This window comes from Nonomuraea sp. B1E8, from assembly GCF_039871515.1.
Taxonomy (GTDB): Bacteria; Actinomycetota; Actinomycetes; order Streptosporangiales; family Streptosporangiaceae; genus Nonomuraea.
This window is the reverse complement of the sequence record NZ_JBDPLS010000001.1, coordinates 1,219,065-1,234,801: the sequence shown is the minus strand read 5'-3', so window position 1 is coordinate 1,234,801 and position 15,737 is coordinate 1,219,065. Positions and strand designations below refer to the sequence as shown.

Genomic DNA, 15,737 nt, shown 5'->3' with positions numbered 1-15,737 from the left:
GGATGCTGCCAAGAGCGCCCCGTTGTCGCTGGTCCACCGATTGCTGCGGTGCTGCTGGCTGATCAGGACCTCGGGGTAAAGCGATCTATCTGGGGAGCAGGGTGAGGGCCGGGACATGAGCCGGACGGACGACGGAGAAGTCGCGGACATCGATCGTCATCACTTCGGTAACCCGCATCCGCTCCGCCACGGCTACAACTGAGGCATCGGCGGCGCCCAAGGGAAGGTCGTGATACCGCTCGACGAGGACCGCGATTCTTGAAAGATCGGACTCAGCGAGGTCGACGAGCCGGAACCAGCCGGATTCAAGTAGCCGGAGGAACGCAGCCTCCGCCTTTGCGCCACCAAGCTTGCCGATCATGTAGCAGCTCTCACCGGCAACGAAGCTGGGGACGAGCAGCGGATGGCCGGCGTTGCGGAGCCGCATGAACTCTTGTACGCAGCGCTCGTGGTTCTTGTCGTCTCGGAAGGTCGCGGCCACGATCGGGCCGGTGTCGACTACGATCACGCTTCGTGACCGTAGCCCTCCTCAAGGATTTCTTCCACCCGTTCTGAGGCGTCGCTACGACCCGCTTGGAAGGCACCGAAGAGAGTCGGCAGGCCGTCGCGGCTGAGTTCCGGTTCCTCGGCGCGGGAGTGGACCAGCTGGAGGAGTCGCGCACGCTCTTCATGCACCTGATCTGGCCGTAGCTGGTCGACCAGCCGGTGAAGATCTTCGTATTCTTCCTGCGGTGCCGTCATGCTGTCGAGTTTACGACGCGATCGCGGACGGCAGGAGGTTGGCGGCGACCATCGATTCGGAGCTTCACGAGCCGGATGCAGTCGGTTCCCTACCGTGCAATATGCGTGTAATGATCTTCGTGGTCGCAGGCGAACGGGAGAGCTGATTCCCAGGCCAGTGGTGCGGAACAGCTGGGAAAGGTCACGCGCTGTAAAACCGTCGGCTCAGCCTACGCAAGTTCGAACCTTGCACCTGCCACTAGCAGAAAGTGCAGCTCAGAGGCCCTACGGGGCCTCTTCTGCATTTCAGGGGTGCAGCCAGATGCGGCTCTGAGCGGTCGTTCGTCGGTGGTCACGGGATATACGCGGGATGGATTCTGCGGTGTTTCTCCAGGTAGACGCCCATGATCCGGAGCATGCGCGGGATGACACGCCGCTGTAACGCCGAAAGGCCCCGGGGGAAGCCCGGAGCCCTTCGAGGAGTGGCGCTCGTGATCTCATGCGGTCAGTACGTCCGCGATCCGCTGGTTGACGATCTCCTCCTGACCGTCGATGCACTTGGCATAAACCCTGAGCAGGACGTTCACCTCATGACCGGCACGGCCCGCCACCTCTGGGGCCGGTACGCCGCTGTTGAGCCAGAGCGAGACGGCCGCATGCCGAAGGTCGTACGGTCGCCGCGCGCCCTTGAACGAGCCGCTGGCGTTCCGCTGATAGACGTTCTAGGCCCGGCTTCTACACCTTCGAGAGAAGACCATCGGCGCCGCGAGACTCACGCGAGCAAGGTCAGTTAAGCGAGATCCAGCCGGAACTCTTCGCAGTGCCCTTGCTGTTCATCGTGCGCAGCATGTACCTGAAGTGCTTCCTCGTTTGGTAGCCGCTCGTCACCCAGCTGGTCTGCCACCCGCCCCTGCATCCCTTGTCGTTCTTGCTCTGTCCGCCCGGCTCAACGTAGCCCTTAGGCCCATAGTTGTCACACTTCGTGTCCTTGGTGCTGAAGCTGATGTAGTCCTGGTCGTAGTAGGTCTTCCCGCCGGACTTCACCGTGCACCTGCGCTTGATCACGCCCTTCATCTCCGCGCCGGTGATCGCCTTCGCGAAGGAATAGCCCTTCGCCTTGCAATCCGACACCGTGGGCGCCGCGGACGCCGCCGGAGCATTGATTGCGAATCCCGTGAGAACCACCACGGCCCCCGCCGCGGCCGCCGCCATAGACCTGACCTTCATATTGTCGATCACTCCCTGTCTCGCACGATCTGATCCTTGCGCAGGCCCGACTGGGCACCCACGCAATCCGGGTCCGACCGTAGTGACTGCCGGTATGGAGCCGGTATATCGAGACGCCTAGGTGAGTGGCGCTTTTGATCTATCTCGCGTCGGTCTCGCCTGTTGTGCCAGGGTGATCGGTGTTGGTCGCCGGGCGTGGGGATGGGGCTGAGCGATAGCGGTGGGCCAGACTCCGATGCAGCCGGGGTTGCTGTCCTCCACGGTGAGTTTCGTCGAGGGTCGGCTGGCGCCGAACTCGATCTACGCGGTGCTGCACCGTGAATGCTCTCTGTGCACCGGGTGGCCGGTTGTCCAAGGACGCCTTCACCGTCGATGTGAGGGCCGGGCAGGTCACCTGCCCCGGCCAGGTCACGGTGGCGACCCGGCCGCAAGGCGACGGCAGCGCAGTGGCCCGGTTCGGCGCGGCCTGCGCCGGCTGTCCACTGCGTGAGCGGTGCACCACGGCCAGGGACGGCCGTGAGGTCAAGATCAGCCCGCATGAGGAGCAGCTGGCCCGAGGCCGGGAGCGCAGCAGCGATCCGGGCTGGCTGGCCCGCTACCGCGCGACCCGGCCCAAGGTCGAACGTAATCAGCGTGTGCCGGGCCAGCGCGAGACGGCTGCGTGTCGGAGGTCGTACGGGCGTCGGGCGAGCGGTGAGGCGACCTGGGCGGGCGTGAGCGCGAGGGTACGGGCTTCCTGCCTGACTTCGGTGTAAGCCGTCGAGGCTACCACGCCACCTCGCTCACTGCGGAACAACCGCCCGTCAGCCGGACACTCAGACCGGTCCGGCGTGCCCCGATCGGGTACAACTCGTTGTCGTCAATGCCGCCACTGTGGAGTCAGGCATCGAGAGCCACGCCGGAGGACCTCGGACGACACCCGGGGCTCTCCGGCGGCTGCCGGTTGTTCGGTCAGCTGACGGTGGCGGGTTGGGCGGACAGGAGGGTTTGGGTCCAGCCGCTGGCGTCGACGGCGCCCTGGCTGCTGAGGTCGTCGCCCTGGCCGTCGTAGGGGTTCCGGTCGTCGTAGCGGAAGAGGGAGCCTTCGCTCCGGTGGCCGTAGTACACGCCCCCGCCGGGCGACAGGAGATGGTCGAAGACCTGCCAGGTGGTGTCGCGAAGCTGGTACCTCTGCCAGGAGCCGGGGCCGTTGATCCGGTAAGAGATCAGCCTGCCGTCGGTCGTTGTGCCGAGAATCCAGCCAGGGCCGGTGGCGGTCAGGGTCTTGAGGGTGAAACCCTCGCCGATCTTGGTGTTGCCGCTGATATCGCTGATCGTGGGCTTGGCCGCGTTGATGGTGTAGCGGCGCAAAGTTCCGCCGGCGATGCCGAACAGGTGGCCGTTGCCGTCGTAGGCGAGGAGGTCGTGGGTGTAACCGCTGCCGAGATAGACCGGCCGATCGAAGGTGAGGCTGTCACTGTTGCTCTTGATATCGACCCGGTAGAGCCGGCCCCCCGGCCCGTCCTCGGTGACCAGGATGGTATTGAAGTCCAGCGTCGCCATCGCCTTGGGGGTGAATCCCAGAGTGGCTGTGGACACCACAGCGCCATGTGTGCGCCCTCCGGTAGCAGCATCGATGGCGGTGTAGGTCAACTTCCCGTCTGGCAGCGCCCCGTAAACCGAGGCGGTTTCCCTGGAGGAGGAGGCGGGGTTCTGCGCGTGGGTGAGGGTTTCCCAGCCCAGGAAGTGCGACGTCCCCATGGGACGCTTCTGCTCGACCCACTTGGCGGCGTAGGGGAAGTCGTTGTAGCCGAGGCGGTTGTGCAGCGCGTTGTAGCCGACCTCGTAGTGGTTGCCGAGGTCGGCCTTGACCTTGCCGCCGCACAGCCAACTTGGGACTGAGCCGCCGAGTTGTATCTTGGCGTGCAGGTCCATCGCGCGGCGCAGCCGGTGTTTGGCCGTCGAATACAGGTCCACGCCCTGGTGGTGGGCCGTCTCCGCGACATGGGAGATGGCTGCGAGGCCCCAGCCGGTGTGCCAGAAGTCGCGGCAGGTCTCCTGGGTCAGGCCGTCCACGAACTTGGTCTGGTCGTGCCAGTATTCGATGATCTCGGCCTTGGTGTTGTACTTGCTGCGCGGCGGAGCCTTGGGAATCGACCCGTCGGTGGTGAGGTAGATGTAGGCGGGCAGCCTGCCGCGCCAGGTTGCGACCGCCTTGTTGAAGGAGGTCCGGTCATCAAGATGTACAGCGATGCCGATGGCGGCATCGGTCATGATCAATTCCCAGTTGCCGTTGTTGTTGGGCCGTCCGGCGATCAGGGTCGGGAGGTACACGGTGCGGAGCTTGCTCGCGAACCGGCCGGCCTGGCTCCAGCCGCCGCCGTAGGTGTGCTTGATGAGCTCGGCCGCCCGGGAGAAGTTGGCGCCCGCCCAGCCGGTCTGCAGCGGCGCGTTGCTCCCGGTGTGCTTGGTGATCACGGCTGACCAGGCGTCCATGATCTGGATAGCCTTCTTGGCGTAGCGGGTGTCTCTGCTGAGGTACCACCGCAGGGCGTGCGTGTAGGCCGCCATCGCGTCCTTACGCTCGTCCGAGCAGCCGTTGTCGGGAATGGACTTCGCGCCGCAGTTCACGTCGGCGCGGGGCTTGGCCGTGTAGGACAGCGAGGCGAAGGAGCTGCTCTGCAGGGCGGCCCAGGCTGACTTCCAAGGCTCCTTGTCGAGGTTGGCCTTGACGAAGTCGAGCTGGGCACGGCTGACCAGGACACCGGGGTGCTTGAACCCGGCAGCCTGTGCGGGCTGCGGAACAGACAAAGCGGCGGCCACGAGCATGGTGGCAGCAACAGGACGAGCGAGACGCACGGGAGTCCTTCCCAAAGGGGGGCCTGCTGGACGGAGAATGGCGTAGCTGGGGCTTATGGGTGGTCGGAGTCAGACGGCCTTGGAGGTGACGAAGGCGCGCAGGGCGGGGACTTCCTGCGGGTGGCCGACGTTCGCGGCCCCTGACTCCTGGGCCAAGCTCATGAGCGCCTTGCATGGCATCCCGGTGCTGGCGTGCGGCGCGCCGGCACCACGCACGGAGCAGGTGCACCACCCGGATCCGCATCACGGCTTGCCACCAGAACAGCTCGATGTCCTGGGGCAGCCCCCTTCGGGTCATCGCAGACCACCGATCGCCCAGGACGCGACGCGGCGCGCGATCCCACGCATGCTTGTGATCACTTTCTCCCTGTGGCGGCGGTATCTGACCAGCAGCGGAAGCGGCAGTCCTTGGCGGAGCGATGGTAGTTCGGCCCGGTATGTCGGCGGTATGTCCTCGCTTCGCACAGCGCGTGGAGTTCGCCGCGCTGTAAGCGGCTGCGGCCGCCGCCGCGGCATAGGCTGTCGATGAACCCCAGGTACTTCCGCGTCAGCGTGAAAAACGGAAGCACCACCAGTTGAGAACCGTCGCGGCAAAGATCGTCAATCGCCCCGAGCGCCAACGTAACCACAAGCCGGCATCGCCGGCGGCCGCACGGACTACGTTCCAAGATCGGGGAGACCGTTCCGACTCAGGCGTCGGCGGTGAATGCTGCGGTGGAGCCGCGGCCGGGACCGCGATCCTCATGATCGGTGTGCGCGCCGCGGGCTGACGTAACGCCCTCCCGATCACCCACGCTGGCGCCGGCACTCTCCTCGAACGGTCTCAGCCTCAGACGCCGCCGACGTCTGCCACGAACTCTCGCAAGGGCCGGTAGCTGTCGGACCAGGAGTTCTCCTCTTCGAGTAGCCGTCTGCCCAGCAGAGCGGCAAGCGCCCGGCCCCTGTCGTATCGCTCGTCGCTCCACACGCGTAGCCGTTCCAGCGCACCCTGAACGATGTCGAAGTCGCCCGGGAACAGGTGCAACCCGATCTTGGTGAGCGACGGCTCGCTGTACTTGGTGAAGAACGCCGCGTTCTCGAAGAAGTCCCGCGTGAAGTACAGCTCACTCATGCGGCTGGCCTCCATCAGGTTGTCGACCACATCGAGCACGGACGTCCCAGCCAGTAGTTCACCGATCCGGACGCCGACCCAGGGCACCAGCCCTTCGGGACCCGTTCCGCGCGGGTGGGACCGCCAGAACGCGTCGCTCAGTACGTTCCCGGCCTCCTCCAGTTCGTTTCGCGCGATAAGGATGTGGCCCAGCAGGTGCCCGGCATACCCGGCGATCATGTTGTTGCCCGACCTCAGCGCCCGCGTCAGCGGCTCCTCCGCCGCCACCAGATCGCCGCTGACGATCAGCAAATTGCCGGACAGGACGGTGGCGAGTTCCTCGTCCGCCTCCGCATAGAGCGCCAGTGCTGCCTCCGCGTCCCCGGTGAGCTGCGCGGTGACCCCGCGTAGCAACGAGCGCCCGTCCTCTTTCGGCTCCAGCTCCGCGATCAGCACCCCAGCCAGCGGCCCCAGCCACGGGTCCTCGCCTTTTGCCACCTGCTCCAGCGCATCCCAGCAGGGCACACCCGCGTCGAGTTCGATCCCCGCCAGCGCCGCCGCCGCGTGCCCGGCCACGGCTGTGCGACCCTTCCCGGCGATCTCCCGTAATGCGTTCATCGCGTCGCGGAGGTCTCCGCTCCGGTACGCCTCCAACGCTGGCTCGACCTCCGCCGGCACCGGCTCGACCGGATCCAAGGGAAGCAGCGCGGGAAGCTCCAGATCCTTCAGCGGGTACAGGGTCCGCGGCTTGTCGTTCGCATCCATCCCGGGGCGTTTCCTTCCTTAGGGGAACACTGCCCCACACTCTGTCAAGAAAGCCCTTCCAGCTGATGGGTCTATGGAGTGCGCGAGGCACCGTTTTCCGTGGCCTCCTCCGCGGCGGATCGTTCGAAGGAACGCCCTGACGGCGCCAGTTCGCGCGTGGTGGAGCTCGTCACGGCCGGCTGGCTTTCAGGCCCCCCTTCCGCGGAGCCGGCGGGCTGTTCGGCGGCCTTCGCGGCCGGAGCGTTATTCACGGAGCGTTCGAAGAAGCGCAGTAGTTCCACGGGCACTGGCATGACCAGGGTGGAGGTCTTCTCGGCCGCGACTTCCACCATGGTCTGCAGCAGGCGCAGCTGGAGCGCGCCGGGGGCCTGGTTCATGATGGCCGAAGCGTCGGCGAGCCTCTGCGCGGCCTGGAACTCTCCGTCCGCGGTGATCACACGGGCCCTGCGCTCCCGTTCAGCCTCGGCCTGGCGGGCGATGGATCGCTTCATGCCATCGGGCAGATGGACATCCTTGATCTCCACGCGGTCGATGTGGATGCCCCAGCCGAGCGCGGGGCTGTCGATCATCAGCGCCAAACCCTTGTTCAGCTCCTCGCGGTTGGTGAGCAGGTCGTCCAGATCGCTCTTGCCGATGATCGAGCGCAGTGAGGTCTGCGCTACCTGCTCGATCGCGAAAAGGTAGTTCTGCACCGCGATGGCTGCCCGCATCGGCTCCTCGACCCGGAAGTACGCGACGGCGTCGACCTGGACGGAGACATTGTCACGGGTGATGCCTTCCTGCGTGGGCACCGGCATCGTGACGATCTGGATGTTCACCTTCTTCATGCGATCCACGACCGGGATGAGGAAGGTGAGTCCTGGCGGGCGGACCTCCCGCTGGGCCTTGCCGAAGCGGAAGACCACGCCTCGCTCGACCTGATTGACGACTCGGACGCTGGCCACCAGCCAGACCGTGAGCATGACTATCAGCGCGATCACGATATTGGTGATCATGGTATGCCCCTTCCAACTCAAGGTTAGATCCGGGCATCCGCCTGCGTCGGCAAGGAAGGCGTCAAGACCTGGTCAACCGCCGTACGACCGCGCCGGCATCCCCGCGCTGCGATGCGGCCTAAGGGCCGGTCCCGGGCGGACGTGGACGCCGCCCATCCCGAGACCACCCCGCCGCTGGTCGCGCTCTACCAGGTCACGGTGAACGTGCTGCGGGTCAAGCGGCAGTGGCCGTTCGCGCTCGACCTGATCGGGCCGGGCGGCGGCGAGCCGGCCCGCGTGTATGCCGACGTGGAGCGGCGCTGCGATCATCTGCTCAAAAGGGCCCAGGAGGGCGGCGTGCTGCGCGCGGACGCCGATCTCGCCTGGGTCAAATGGGTCTTCTACTCGCTGATCGGGGTGGCGGCGCGGATCCGCGAGTGCGAGCCCGACGCCGCCGCCACCCGCGTGGTCGACACGCTGCTGTGCGGCGTCGGCATCGGCCTGGGCCTTACCCGGACGGGGCCGGAGGTCAGCTGAAGTCGTGAGCTGCTCGCTCACGATGGGCAGGTGTGCCCCTGACGCGGGCGCTGTGCACGACCGGAGGCAGCAGCGGTATGGAAAGTTCCGAGTTCGGTGCCGACAACATCAACTCGTGGCTGGCTGCGTGGCAGCACAATCTGCTCTACGCGCAGGACCCTGGTCAGGGTGAGGCGCGGCGGATCTGGGCCAGGGTCGCCTTCGCGGCGCCTGGAGTGCGTCCACAGCAGGAGCATCCCGAACTCCGGGTCGAGGCGCCAGCCGTCGAAGTCGGATTCGAGGAGCAGGCGGCGCGTCTGAGGGGTGAGCCCGGCCTGTACGTGGCCCCCGTCGTCGGCGGTCGTCAGAAATCTCCTGTCAGCTGTACGAGCGGGACCAGCTCATTGTTCTCCGGCGTGAACGACCAGCCCTGGCTCGCGGCCAGATCGGTCATGGTCTTCACCCGGCGCCCGCGGACCCGGGGCACGATGACGGAAGCGATGATCAGCAAGATCACCCCCACCACGACGACCTTCATCACCACTTGCCCATGGTCTTCACGCCCCCTCGACGTTCGTACGCACAACTCGGCACCGTGAGCACCGACCTCTTAGAATCGGAGCCCGTCCGCCACGGGGTCCAGTCGTTTCGGCTCCAGCCGAAATGCGATATGGGCCCTATGTGTCAGCTAGGCTGGGCGACCGTCCCGCAGGAAACGGTGCACGAGGCGGGGTGCAGAACAATGCTGCGGCTTGTGTTCACGCCGGAAGATGTGGCACGCGTGCGGATCGCCGAACACCTCGATCCGATGTGGGAGATCGTGCTGAGTCTGCACCAGTTGGGTGCGCGTCATTCTTGTCAGGATCCCTACCGGAACTGGGCTGCTTGGATCCGGTCGATAGCGCGCGACAAAGTCGCTCCTGCGGCAGCCGAGTTGTATGAGATCGTGCCTCCGAAACGGTATTTTCCCGACTTCATGACTCCGGTGCTGGTAAGCGTCAGCCTCGACGAGGGCATCGACGCCGTGTTACACGTACGGCGGGCACGCCTGCGTGCGGAGATGGCCAGGGCGACCGGCACGGGCCGGCGGTCATCCTGGCTGGCCGGGGTCGCCGCCGGCCGGCCACGACACCTGCGCCGGCTGGCATCCGCCCTCCGTACGTATCACGAGCACGCGCTGGCGCCGTTCCGCGACCAGATCCTTCACCAGGCCGAGGCCCATCGCCGCACCGTCACCCAACGCCTGGCCGGTGGTGGCGTACACGCCCTGCTGGGGAACCTGGGCGCAGGCATCCGCTGGAATCCCCCCGTCCTGTCGGCCCCCTACCCCGCCGACCTCACCGTCGACCTCGCCGGCCGCGGCCTGACACTGATCCCCTCGTTCTTCTGCCGAAGCGCGCCGGTGACCCTGGCCAACGTCGAACTCGACCCGATCCTCGTCTATCCCCTGGATCCGCCGCAGCACTGGATGCAGCCGGACACCTGCGGCGACGGCATCGACCGGCACCTCGCCGCGCTCATCGGCAAACCGCGAACCGCTCTGTTGCGGGCGCTCACCTCCCCGGCGGGCACGTCGCAGTTGGCTGCCCGTACCGGAATGTCTCTTTCCTCGGCGAGCGAGCACACGACGATCCTGCGCAACTGCGGCCTGGTGGCCTCGACCAGGAACGGCAGGCACGTGGTTCACAGCCTGACCCCACTCGGCCGGCACGTCCTCGCCGGTGGCCTGCCCGGGGGGCAGGCGGAAAGCTGACGCCGAGGTGCGCTGTGCGGCGTACGGCTGCGACAGGAGAAAACCAGTACAGCGGGTGGGATTACCGTCACCCTAAGCCGAGAACTTCGACCCCGTGACGGCAACGGCCGCCTCAACGCAGGGTGGCGGCACGAGGAGAGGGAGTCGACCATGCCCAAATACCTGATCCAGGCGACCTATACCGCAGAGGGCCTCAAAGGCGTGTTGCGAGATGGCGGCACCGGACGTCGGCAGGCGGTGGAGCGCATGGCGGAAAGCGTCGGCGGCCGGGTCGAGCAGATGTATTTCGCGTTCGGGGATACGGACACGTATGTGATCCTCGACCTGCCGAGCAACGCGGCTTCGGCCGCTGTGGGGCTCACCATATCGGCGACCGGGGCGGTACGCACGAAGACGGTCGTCCTGCTGGCGCCAGAGGAGGTCGACGATGCCACGCGGATGGACGTGGCGTACCAGCCTCCTGGCGCGTGACGGGTCGGGGCCTGCGGTCCGGAGTGGATCCGGCGCCAAGGAACTGTGCAGGCGCCGCTAAGGACAGCGTGTACGTGCTGCGGCATGCTGAAGCCAAGCCGGCGGGGGAATCGGCCCATGCCCATGCGGCGACCTCCGGAGGGCGGCTCCTGCCGGAGTAGATGTAGCCGTACTTGGGAGGACTTTTCATGTCTCGGACGTACCGGCGCATACTCGCGCGTACCGGTGTGGCTTGTGGCCTTGGGCTCGCCTCGATCATGTTCGTGGCCTCGCCCGCCTCGGCCCACACCCTGAGCCAGGCCGTCGTCAGCGAGCAGGGGTGCGGCTGGCCGAACGGCGCCTACACGGAACTCACCAGGGAGGATCTCTGGGACAACGGTAACAACATGCCCTTGGGTGAGGTCTACGTGTTGTGGAACGGCACCTATCAGGAGAACTGTGTGGTCACCCTGAGGGTCGGCCGGGCGGACGGCGTCGCCAGCTACACGGAGGCCGTCCTGGAGCGTCAGGGCATGAAGACCATCAAGGACGAGGGAAACTACGCCCACTACGCGGCGGCCAGCGGCAAAGCCGCCGGCACGTGCATCAGGTGGACGGGATCCATCAAGGCGATCTACGGCGGAGGGATCTACGGCACCACCTCCACCCAGTGGAAGTACTGCGACTGAGACCCGTTCGAGCTCATCGCGCCGCGGCCCCCGCGTGAGGGCGGCCGCGGCGGTCGCGAGCGCCGTACGGTCGCGGGGCCGCGGTGTGGTGTGCCGGCGGCTACGCGTCCCAGGTGACCGGGAGGCTCTTGACCCCGTAGATGTCGGCGGTCTCCGGGCGCAGGGCGACCTCTTCGGCCGGTACGGCCAGGCGCAGGGTGGGGAAGCGCGTGAGCAGCGCCGTGAAGGCGACCCGCATCTCCACCCGGGCCAGCTGCTGGCCCAGGCACTGGTGGATGCCGTGGCCGAAGGCCAGGTGCCCGCCGTCCTGCCGGCGGAGGTCGAGAGTGTGGGGGTCGGCGAAGCGTTCGGGGTCGCGGTTGGCGACGTTGTACTGCAGGATGACCGCCGTACCGGCCTTGATGGTGTGGCCGCCCAGCTCGACGTCCTCCAGTGCCGTGCGCATGAACATCTTGGCGACGCTCAGATACCGCAGCAGTTCCTCCACGGCCCGGTCGGCGAGCGCGGGGTCGGCGCGCAGCGCGGCCAGCTGCGCCGGGTTGCGCAGCAGTGCGAAAGTGCCCAGCGACAGCATGTTCGCGGTGGTGTCGAACCCGGCCGACAGCAGGATCAGGGCGATCCCCCGTAGCTCCTCATCGGTCAGGTCGCTGTCGGTCAGGTCGCTGAGCACGTCGTCGGTGGGGTCGGCGCGTTTGGCGGCGACCAGCTCCGCGAGGTACTGCTGGGTCGCGGTGTAGGCCGCGATCAGGTCCTCGTCACTGGCCTCCCCGCCGAGGAACTTGTCGATGTGCTCCTGGAAGGAGCCCCGGTCCTCGTACGGCACGCCCAGCAGCTCACAGATGATGACGGCGGGGATGGGTTTGGCGAAGGCGGTCACCAGGTCGGCCGGCGGCCCGGCCTGCTCCATGGCGTCCAGGTGCTCGGCGGTGACCTGCTGGACGCGCTCGGTGAGCAGCCGCATCCGCCGCACGGTGAACTTGCCCACCAGCGGTTTGCGGTAGCGGCTGTGCCGAGGCTCGTCCATGAGGAGGAACTCGCCGGGCGGCGCCGGAGGGACCTCGATGTCGCCGTAGTCGATGATCGGATGGTGGCGCATGAGCTCCTTGCGCGAGCTGAACCGCGAGTCGGCCAGGACCGACCGGACCAGGTCATAACCGGTGACCAGCCAGCCCTGGTGTCCGTCGGGGAAGGGGAAGCGGCTGATCGGGCCGTGCTCGCGGGCCTCGATCAGCGCTGCCGGCGGGTCGAAGGGACAGCCGGGCTGACGGGCGGTCGGCATGGTGGAGACGGTGTGTTCCATGGTCGTTCCTCTCAGGGGCAGGCCGCGCGTGCTGAACGTGTCCCACTCTCGCCGACCGCTCTGATACCGGGCTGTCGCCGTGCTGACACGGCCGCTGACAGGCCGCGGCCGACCGGCTCGGGAGGTCGTCGCGGTTCGGCAGAATGACTGGTGTGCGCGTCGACTTGCTGGGACCGTTCGCGGTGCGCGACCGCGACGGGGCCGTCGTGGAGGTTCCCGGCGTCCGGTTGCGCGCGCTGCTGGCCGCACTCGCCCTCCACCCCGGCCGGATCGTCACCCGGGCGAGGCTGGTGGACTGGATCTGGGGGCAACGGCCGCCCGCGGACGAGGTGAATGCTCTGCAGGCGCTGGTGTCCAGGCTGCGCAGGGCGTTGCCGGAGGGCGTGATCGAGGCGGAGTCCGGCGGCTACCGGCTGGCCGTGGCTCCCGACGCCGTGGACGTGTGCCGGTTCGAGCAACTGGTGGATCAGGCCCGTGCCGCCGAGCCCGCGGCGCGGGCCGAGCTGCTGCGCTCGGCCCTGGCGTTGTGGCGCGGCGCGCCCATGGCGGACATCGCCCTGCAGGGCGGCGACGCGTTCGACGCCGCCGTCGCGCGCCTGGACGAGCTCCACGTCGCCGCGCTCGGGGATCGGGTGGAAGCCGACCTCCGCCTCGGCCGTGGCTCGGAGCTGGTCTCCGAGCTGACCGGGTTGGTCGCCGCGTACCCGCTGCGGGAGGGGTTCGTGGCCGCCCTGATGCGAGCGCTCGCCGAGGCCGGGCGCGGGAACGAGGCGTTGACCCTCTACCAGCGCACCCGCGAGCGGCTCGCTGAGGAGCTGGGCACCGATCCGTCGGCCGAGCTCTCCGCGCTGCACACCGCGGTGTTGCGGGGCGAGCTGGGCGAGCGGGCGGAGCACCGCAGGACCAACCTGCGCGCCGAGCTGACGAGTTTCGTCGGCAGGGACGACGAGCTGTCCGCGGTCGCGGGGCTGGCCGCCAGGCACCGGCTGGTCACGTTGACGGGGGCGGGCGGCTCCGGCAAGACCAGGCTGGCCACGGAGACCGCGCGGACGATGCTCTCCGAGCTGCCGGACGGGGCGTGGCTGGTCGAGCTGGCCTCGGTACGCGCGGGTGGGGAGCTGGCGCAGGCCGCCCTCACCGCGATCGGCCTGCGTGAACAGCCGTTGCTCGGCGGTGCCCGGGGCGGGGAGGCGATGGACCGGCTCGTCACCGCGGTCCGCGAGCGCGCGATCCTGCTGGTCCTCGACAACTGCGAGCACGTGATCGAGGCGGCCGCGGCTTTCGCCGATCGGCTGCTGGGGGAGTGCCGGAGGGTGCGGATCCTGGCCACCAGCAGGGAGCCGCTCGGCATCACCGGGGAGGTGCTGTGGCAGGTCGAGCCGCTCGCGCTGCCCGCGAAGGATGCGGACCCGTCCGAGGCCGGCGCCTCTCCCTCGGTGCGGCTGTTGCGGGACCGCGCTGATCTGGTGCGCAAGGACATCGGCTCCGACGCGCGCACCCTGGCCGCCATGGCGCGGATCTGCCGGGCGCTCGACGGGGTGCCGCTGGCGATCGAACTGGCCGCGGCGCGGCTGCGGACGATGTCCGTCGACCAGCTGGCACGCCGGCTCGATGACCGGTTCCGCCTGTTGACCGGCGGCAGCCGTACGGCGCTGGCCCGGCACAGGACGCTGCGCGCGGTCGTGGACTGGAGCTGGGACCTGCTGACCGAGGCCGAGCGCGGCGTGCTGCGCCGGTTGTCGGTGTTCGCCGGCGGGGCGAGCCTGGAAGCGGCCGAACGGGTGTGCCGGGACGAGGCGGTCGCCGCAGAGCAGGTGCTCGAACTGCTGACCGCGCTGATCGAGAAGTCGCTGCTGCTCGCCGAGGACGGCGACGGTGAGGGCTCGCCGCGCTACCGCATGCTCGACACCATCAGGGAATACGCGGCGGACCGGCTCGCCGAGGCCGGCGAGAGCGAGGCGGCGCGCCGGGCGCACCTCGCCTACTTCACCGAGCTGGCCGAGACGGCCGATCCGCACCTGCGCCGGGCCGGGCAGCTGGAATGGTTGTCCGCGCTGGAGGCCGAGCACGACAACATCAGCGCGGCCCTGCGCGGGGCGATCGCCGCGGGATGGGCCGAGGAGGCGATGCGGCTGGCCGGGGCGGCGGGCTGGTACTACTTCCTCAGCGGGCACAGGGCCGAGGGCGCCGAGCTGGGCATCGCGGCGACCTCGCTGCCCGGTGAGGTCGCCGACGAGGTGCGGGCGCTGGCCTGCCTCGTCGTGTCCGTGTTCATGAGCTCCGGGGTCAGCGGCGACCAGTATCAGGCGCGGGAGTGGATCCACGAGGCGCACCGGTTCGCCCAGCGCAGCGGGTCGCGCCATCCGCTGCTCGCGTTCGCGAGGGTGCTGGAGCTGACGTTGCAGGGCCCGGCGGAGCTCCTCCCTGCTTTCGAGCCGCTCATCGCCGGTGACGATCCGTGGGTGCGGGCACAGGCCAGGCTCACTCGTGGCCGGTTCCGGCTCACGCTCGGCGGCGACGAGACCGACGTGGACACCGACGCCGGGCTCGCCCTCGCCGAGTTCCGCACGCTGGGCGACCGGATGGGGATCTCGCTGGCGCTGACCTTCCTGGCCGATCGGCTCGCCGCGCGCGGCGAGCTCGCACGCGCGTGTGAGCACTACGAAGAGGCGGTCGTGGCGCTGACCGAGGTGGGCGCGACCGAGGACGTGGTCGGCGTGCGGGCGCGGCTGGCCCAGCTCTACTGGCTGCTCGGCGACGAGCAGTCCAGCACGTCCGCCATGGCGGAGGCGCAGCGGTGCGCGGGCGGGATCGCCTGGCCGGACGCGCTCGCCGAGCTGGCGCTCTCGAAGGCGCAGCTGGCTCGCTGGCGCGGCGAGCCGGACGACGTGCGCGAGCACCTGGCCACGGTGCAGGCGGTGCTGGGCGACGCGGAGATGGCCGGCTCCGTCCGCGCCATGACCATGCACCTGTACGCCTACCTCACCGACGATCTCGAGCAGGCCCGCGCTTATCGGGCCGGGGCGTTGCGCGCGGCCCAGTCCATGGAGCACACCTATCCACCGACGATCGCCGAGATGTTGATCGGGATCGCGGATCTCGCGCTGCGCCAGGGACAGTACGAGCAGGCCGTGCGCCTGCTCGCGGCGAGCGACGGCGTGCGCGGTACACCGGATCGTTCGCAGCCGGACGTCTCCCGGATCGCCGCGGAGGCGCGGAACCGCCTCGGCGAGACCGTGTTCGCCGAGGCGACCCGTGACGGCAGGCGTCGGGACTGGCGCGAGCTGGCCGCGGTCACCCTCGCTTCGTGAACGACGCGCGCGATCAGCAGCGCGGCCCTGGACGGACATGACGCACTCGTCATGTCACACTTCACCGCGCTGCCGGCGGCCCACCGGGTTCACCTCTCGTTCGG

General features: G+C 68.3%; 14 protein-coding genes. 6 read left to right on the top strand and 8 right to left on the bottom strand.

Annotated elements, in window-relative coordinates:
* Positions 1 to 85: 85 nt before the first annotated feature.
* The 3 genes from ABGA98_RS05900 to ABGA98_RS05890 form a co-directional block, all read right to left on the bottom strand.
* A complete protein-coding gene (locus ABGA98_RS05900; protein WP_347617121.1) occupies positions 86 to 508 on the bottom strand; it encodes a PIN domain-containing protein in 423 nt (140 codons plus the stop codon).
* Positions 505 to 741: a hypothetical protein gene (locus ABGA98_RS05895; RefSeq protein WP_347617120.1), complete on the bottom strand. Its 237-nt coding sequence runs from the start codon at positions 739 to 741 to the stop codon at positions 505 to 507. Before ABGA98_RS05895 ends, ABGA98_RS05900 begins: the two co-directional genes overlap by 4 nt.
* 765 nt (positions 742 to 1,506) lie before the next feature.
* A complete protein-coding gene (locus ABGA98_RS05890) occupies positions 1,507 to 1,947 on the bottom strand; it encodes a hypothetical protein (protein ID WP_347617119.1) in 441 nt (146 codons plus the stop codon).
* A gap of 347 nt (positions 1,948 to 2,294) precedes the next feature.
* On the opposite strand from ABGA98_RS05890, the gene ABGA98_RS05885 reads away from it, so the two are divergent.
* A complete protein-coding gene (locus ABGA98_RS05885; protein WP_347617118.1) occupies positions 2,295 to 2,702 on the top strand; it encodes a transposase in 408 nt (135 codons plus the stop codon).
* Between the two features lie 196 nt (positions 2,703 to 2,898).
* Here the strand turns inward: ABGA98_RS05885 and ABGA98_RS05880 are convergent, their stop codons facing one another.
* From ABGA98_RS05880 to ABGA98_RS05870, 3 genes are all read right to left on the bottom strand, one after another.
* Positions 2,899 to 4,785, bottom strand: a complete 1,887-nt coding sequence (locus ABGA98_RS05880; RefSeq protein WP_347617117.1) for an alginate lyase family protein — start codon at positions 4,783 to 4,785, stop codon at positions 2,899 to 2,901.
* Positions 4,786 to 5,614: 829 nt separating this feature from the next.
* Positions 5,615 to 6,640 (bottom strand): hypothetical protein, encoded by a 1,026-nt coding sequence (locus ABGA98_RS05875; protein WP_347617116.1) that lies wholly within the window; start codon positions 6,638 to 6,640, stop codon positions 5,615 to 5,617.
* A 71-nt stretch (positions 6,641 to 6,711) separates the two neighbouring features.
* Complete coding sequence (locus ABGA98_RS05870) at positions 6,712 to 7,635, bottom strand: slipin family protein (protein ID WP_347617115.1); 924 nt, start codon at positions 7,633 to 7,635, stop codon at positions 6,712 to 6,714.
* 111 nt (positions 7,636 to 7,746) lie between these two features.
* Here ABGA98_RS05870 and ABGA98_RS05865 point away from each other — a divergent pair, with 111 nt between their 5' ends.
* On the top strand, positions 7,747 to 8,151 hold the full coding sequence (locus ABGA98_RS05865; RefSeq protein ID WP_347617114.1) for a hypothetical protein: 405 nt from the start codon (positions 7,747 to 7,749) through the stop codon (positions 8,149 to 8,151).
* 343 nt (positions 8,152 to 8,494) lie between these two features.
* On the opposite strand, the gene ABGA98_RS05860 is transcribed toward ABGA98_RS05865, so the two are convergent.
* Positions 8,495 to 8,668, bottom strand: a complete 174-nt coding sequence (locus tag ABGA98_RS05860) for a hypothetical protein (RefSeq protein WP_347617113.1) — start codon at positions 8,666 to 8,668, stop codon at positions 8,495 to 8,497.
* A 204-nt stretch (positions 8,669 to 8,872) separates the two neighbouring features.
* Here ABGA98_RS05860 and ABGA98_RS05855 point away from each other — a divergent pair, with 204 nt between their 5' ends.
* The 3 genes from ABGA98_RS05855 to ABGA98_RS05845 all read left to right on the top strand — a co-directional run bounded on the left by ABGA98_RS05855 (position 8,873) and on the right by ABGA98_RS05845 (position 11,022).
* The gene (locus ABGA98_RS05855; protein ID WP_347617112.1) at positions 8,873 to 9,883 is read left to right on the top strand and encodes a winged helix-turn-helix domain-containing protein; all 1,011 of its coding nucleotides are present in this window, start codon (positions 8,873 to 8,875) and stop codon (positions 9,881 to 9,883) included.
* 150 nt (positions 9,884 to 10,033) lie between these two features.
* Entirely contained in the window at positions 10,034 to 10,354 is a 321-nt protein-coding gene (locus ABGA98_RS05850) for a GYD domain-containing protein (protein ID WP_347617111.1), read from the top strand.
* Positions 10,355 to 10,542: 188 nt separating this feature from the next.
* Complete coding sequence (locus ABGA98_RS05845) at positions 10,543 to 11,022, top strand: hypothetical protein (RefSeq protein WP_347617110.1); 480 nt, start codon at positions 10,543 to 10,545, stop codon at positions 11,020 to 11,022.
* A 100-nt stretch (positions 11,023 to 11,122) separates the two neighbouring features.
* On the opposite strand, the gene ABGA98_RS05840 is transcribed toward ABGA98_RS05845, so the two are convergent.
* Positions 11,123 to 12,322: a cytochrome P450 gene (locus tag ABGA98_RS05840; protein ID WP_347617109.1), complete on the bottom strand. Its 1,200-nt coding sequence runs from the start codon at positions 12,320 to 12,322 to the stop codon at positions 11,123 to 11,125.
* Between the two features lie 143 nt (positions 12,323 to 12,465).
* Between ABGA98_RS05840 and ABGA98_RS05835 the strand changes: the two genes are divergently transcribed.
* Positions 12,466 to 15,633 carry a BTAD domain-containing putative transcriptional regulator gene (locus ABGA98_RS05835; RefSeq protein ID WP_347617108.1) on the top strand — a complete coding sequence of 1,056 codons (3,168 nt, stop codon included), beginning with the start codon at positions 12,466 to 12,468 and terminating at the stop codon, positions 15,631 to 15,633.
* Positions 15,634 to 15,737: the final 104 nt, after the last annotated feature.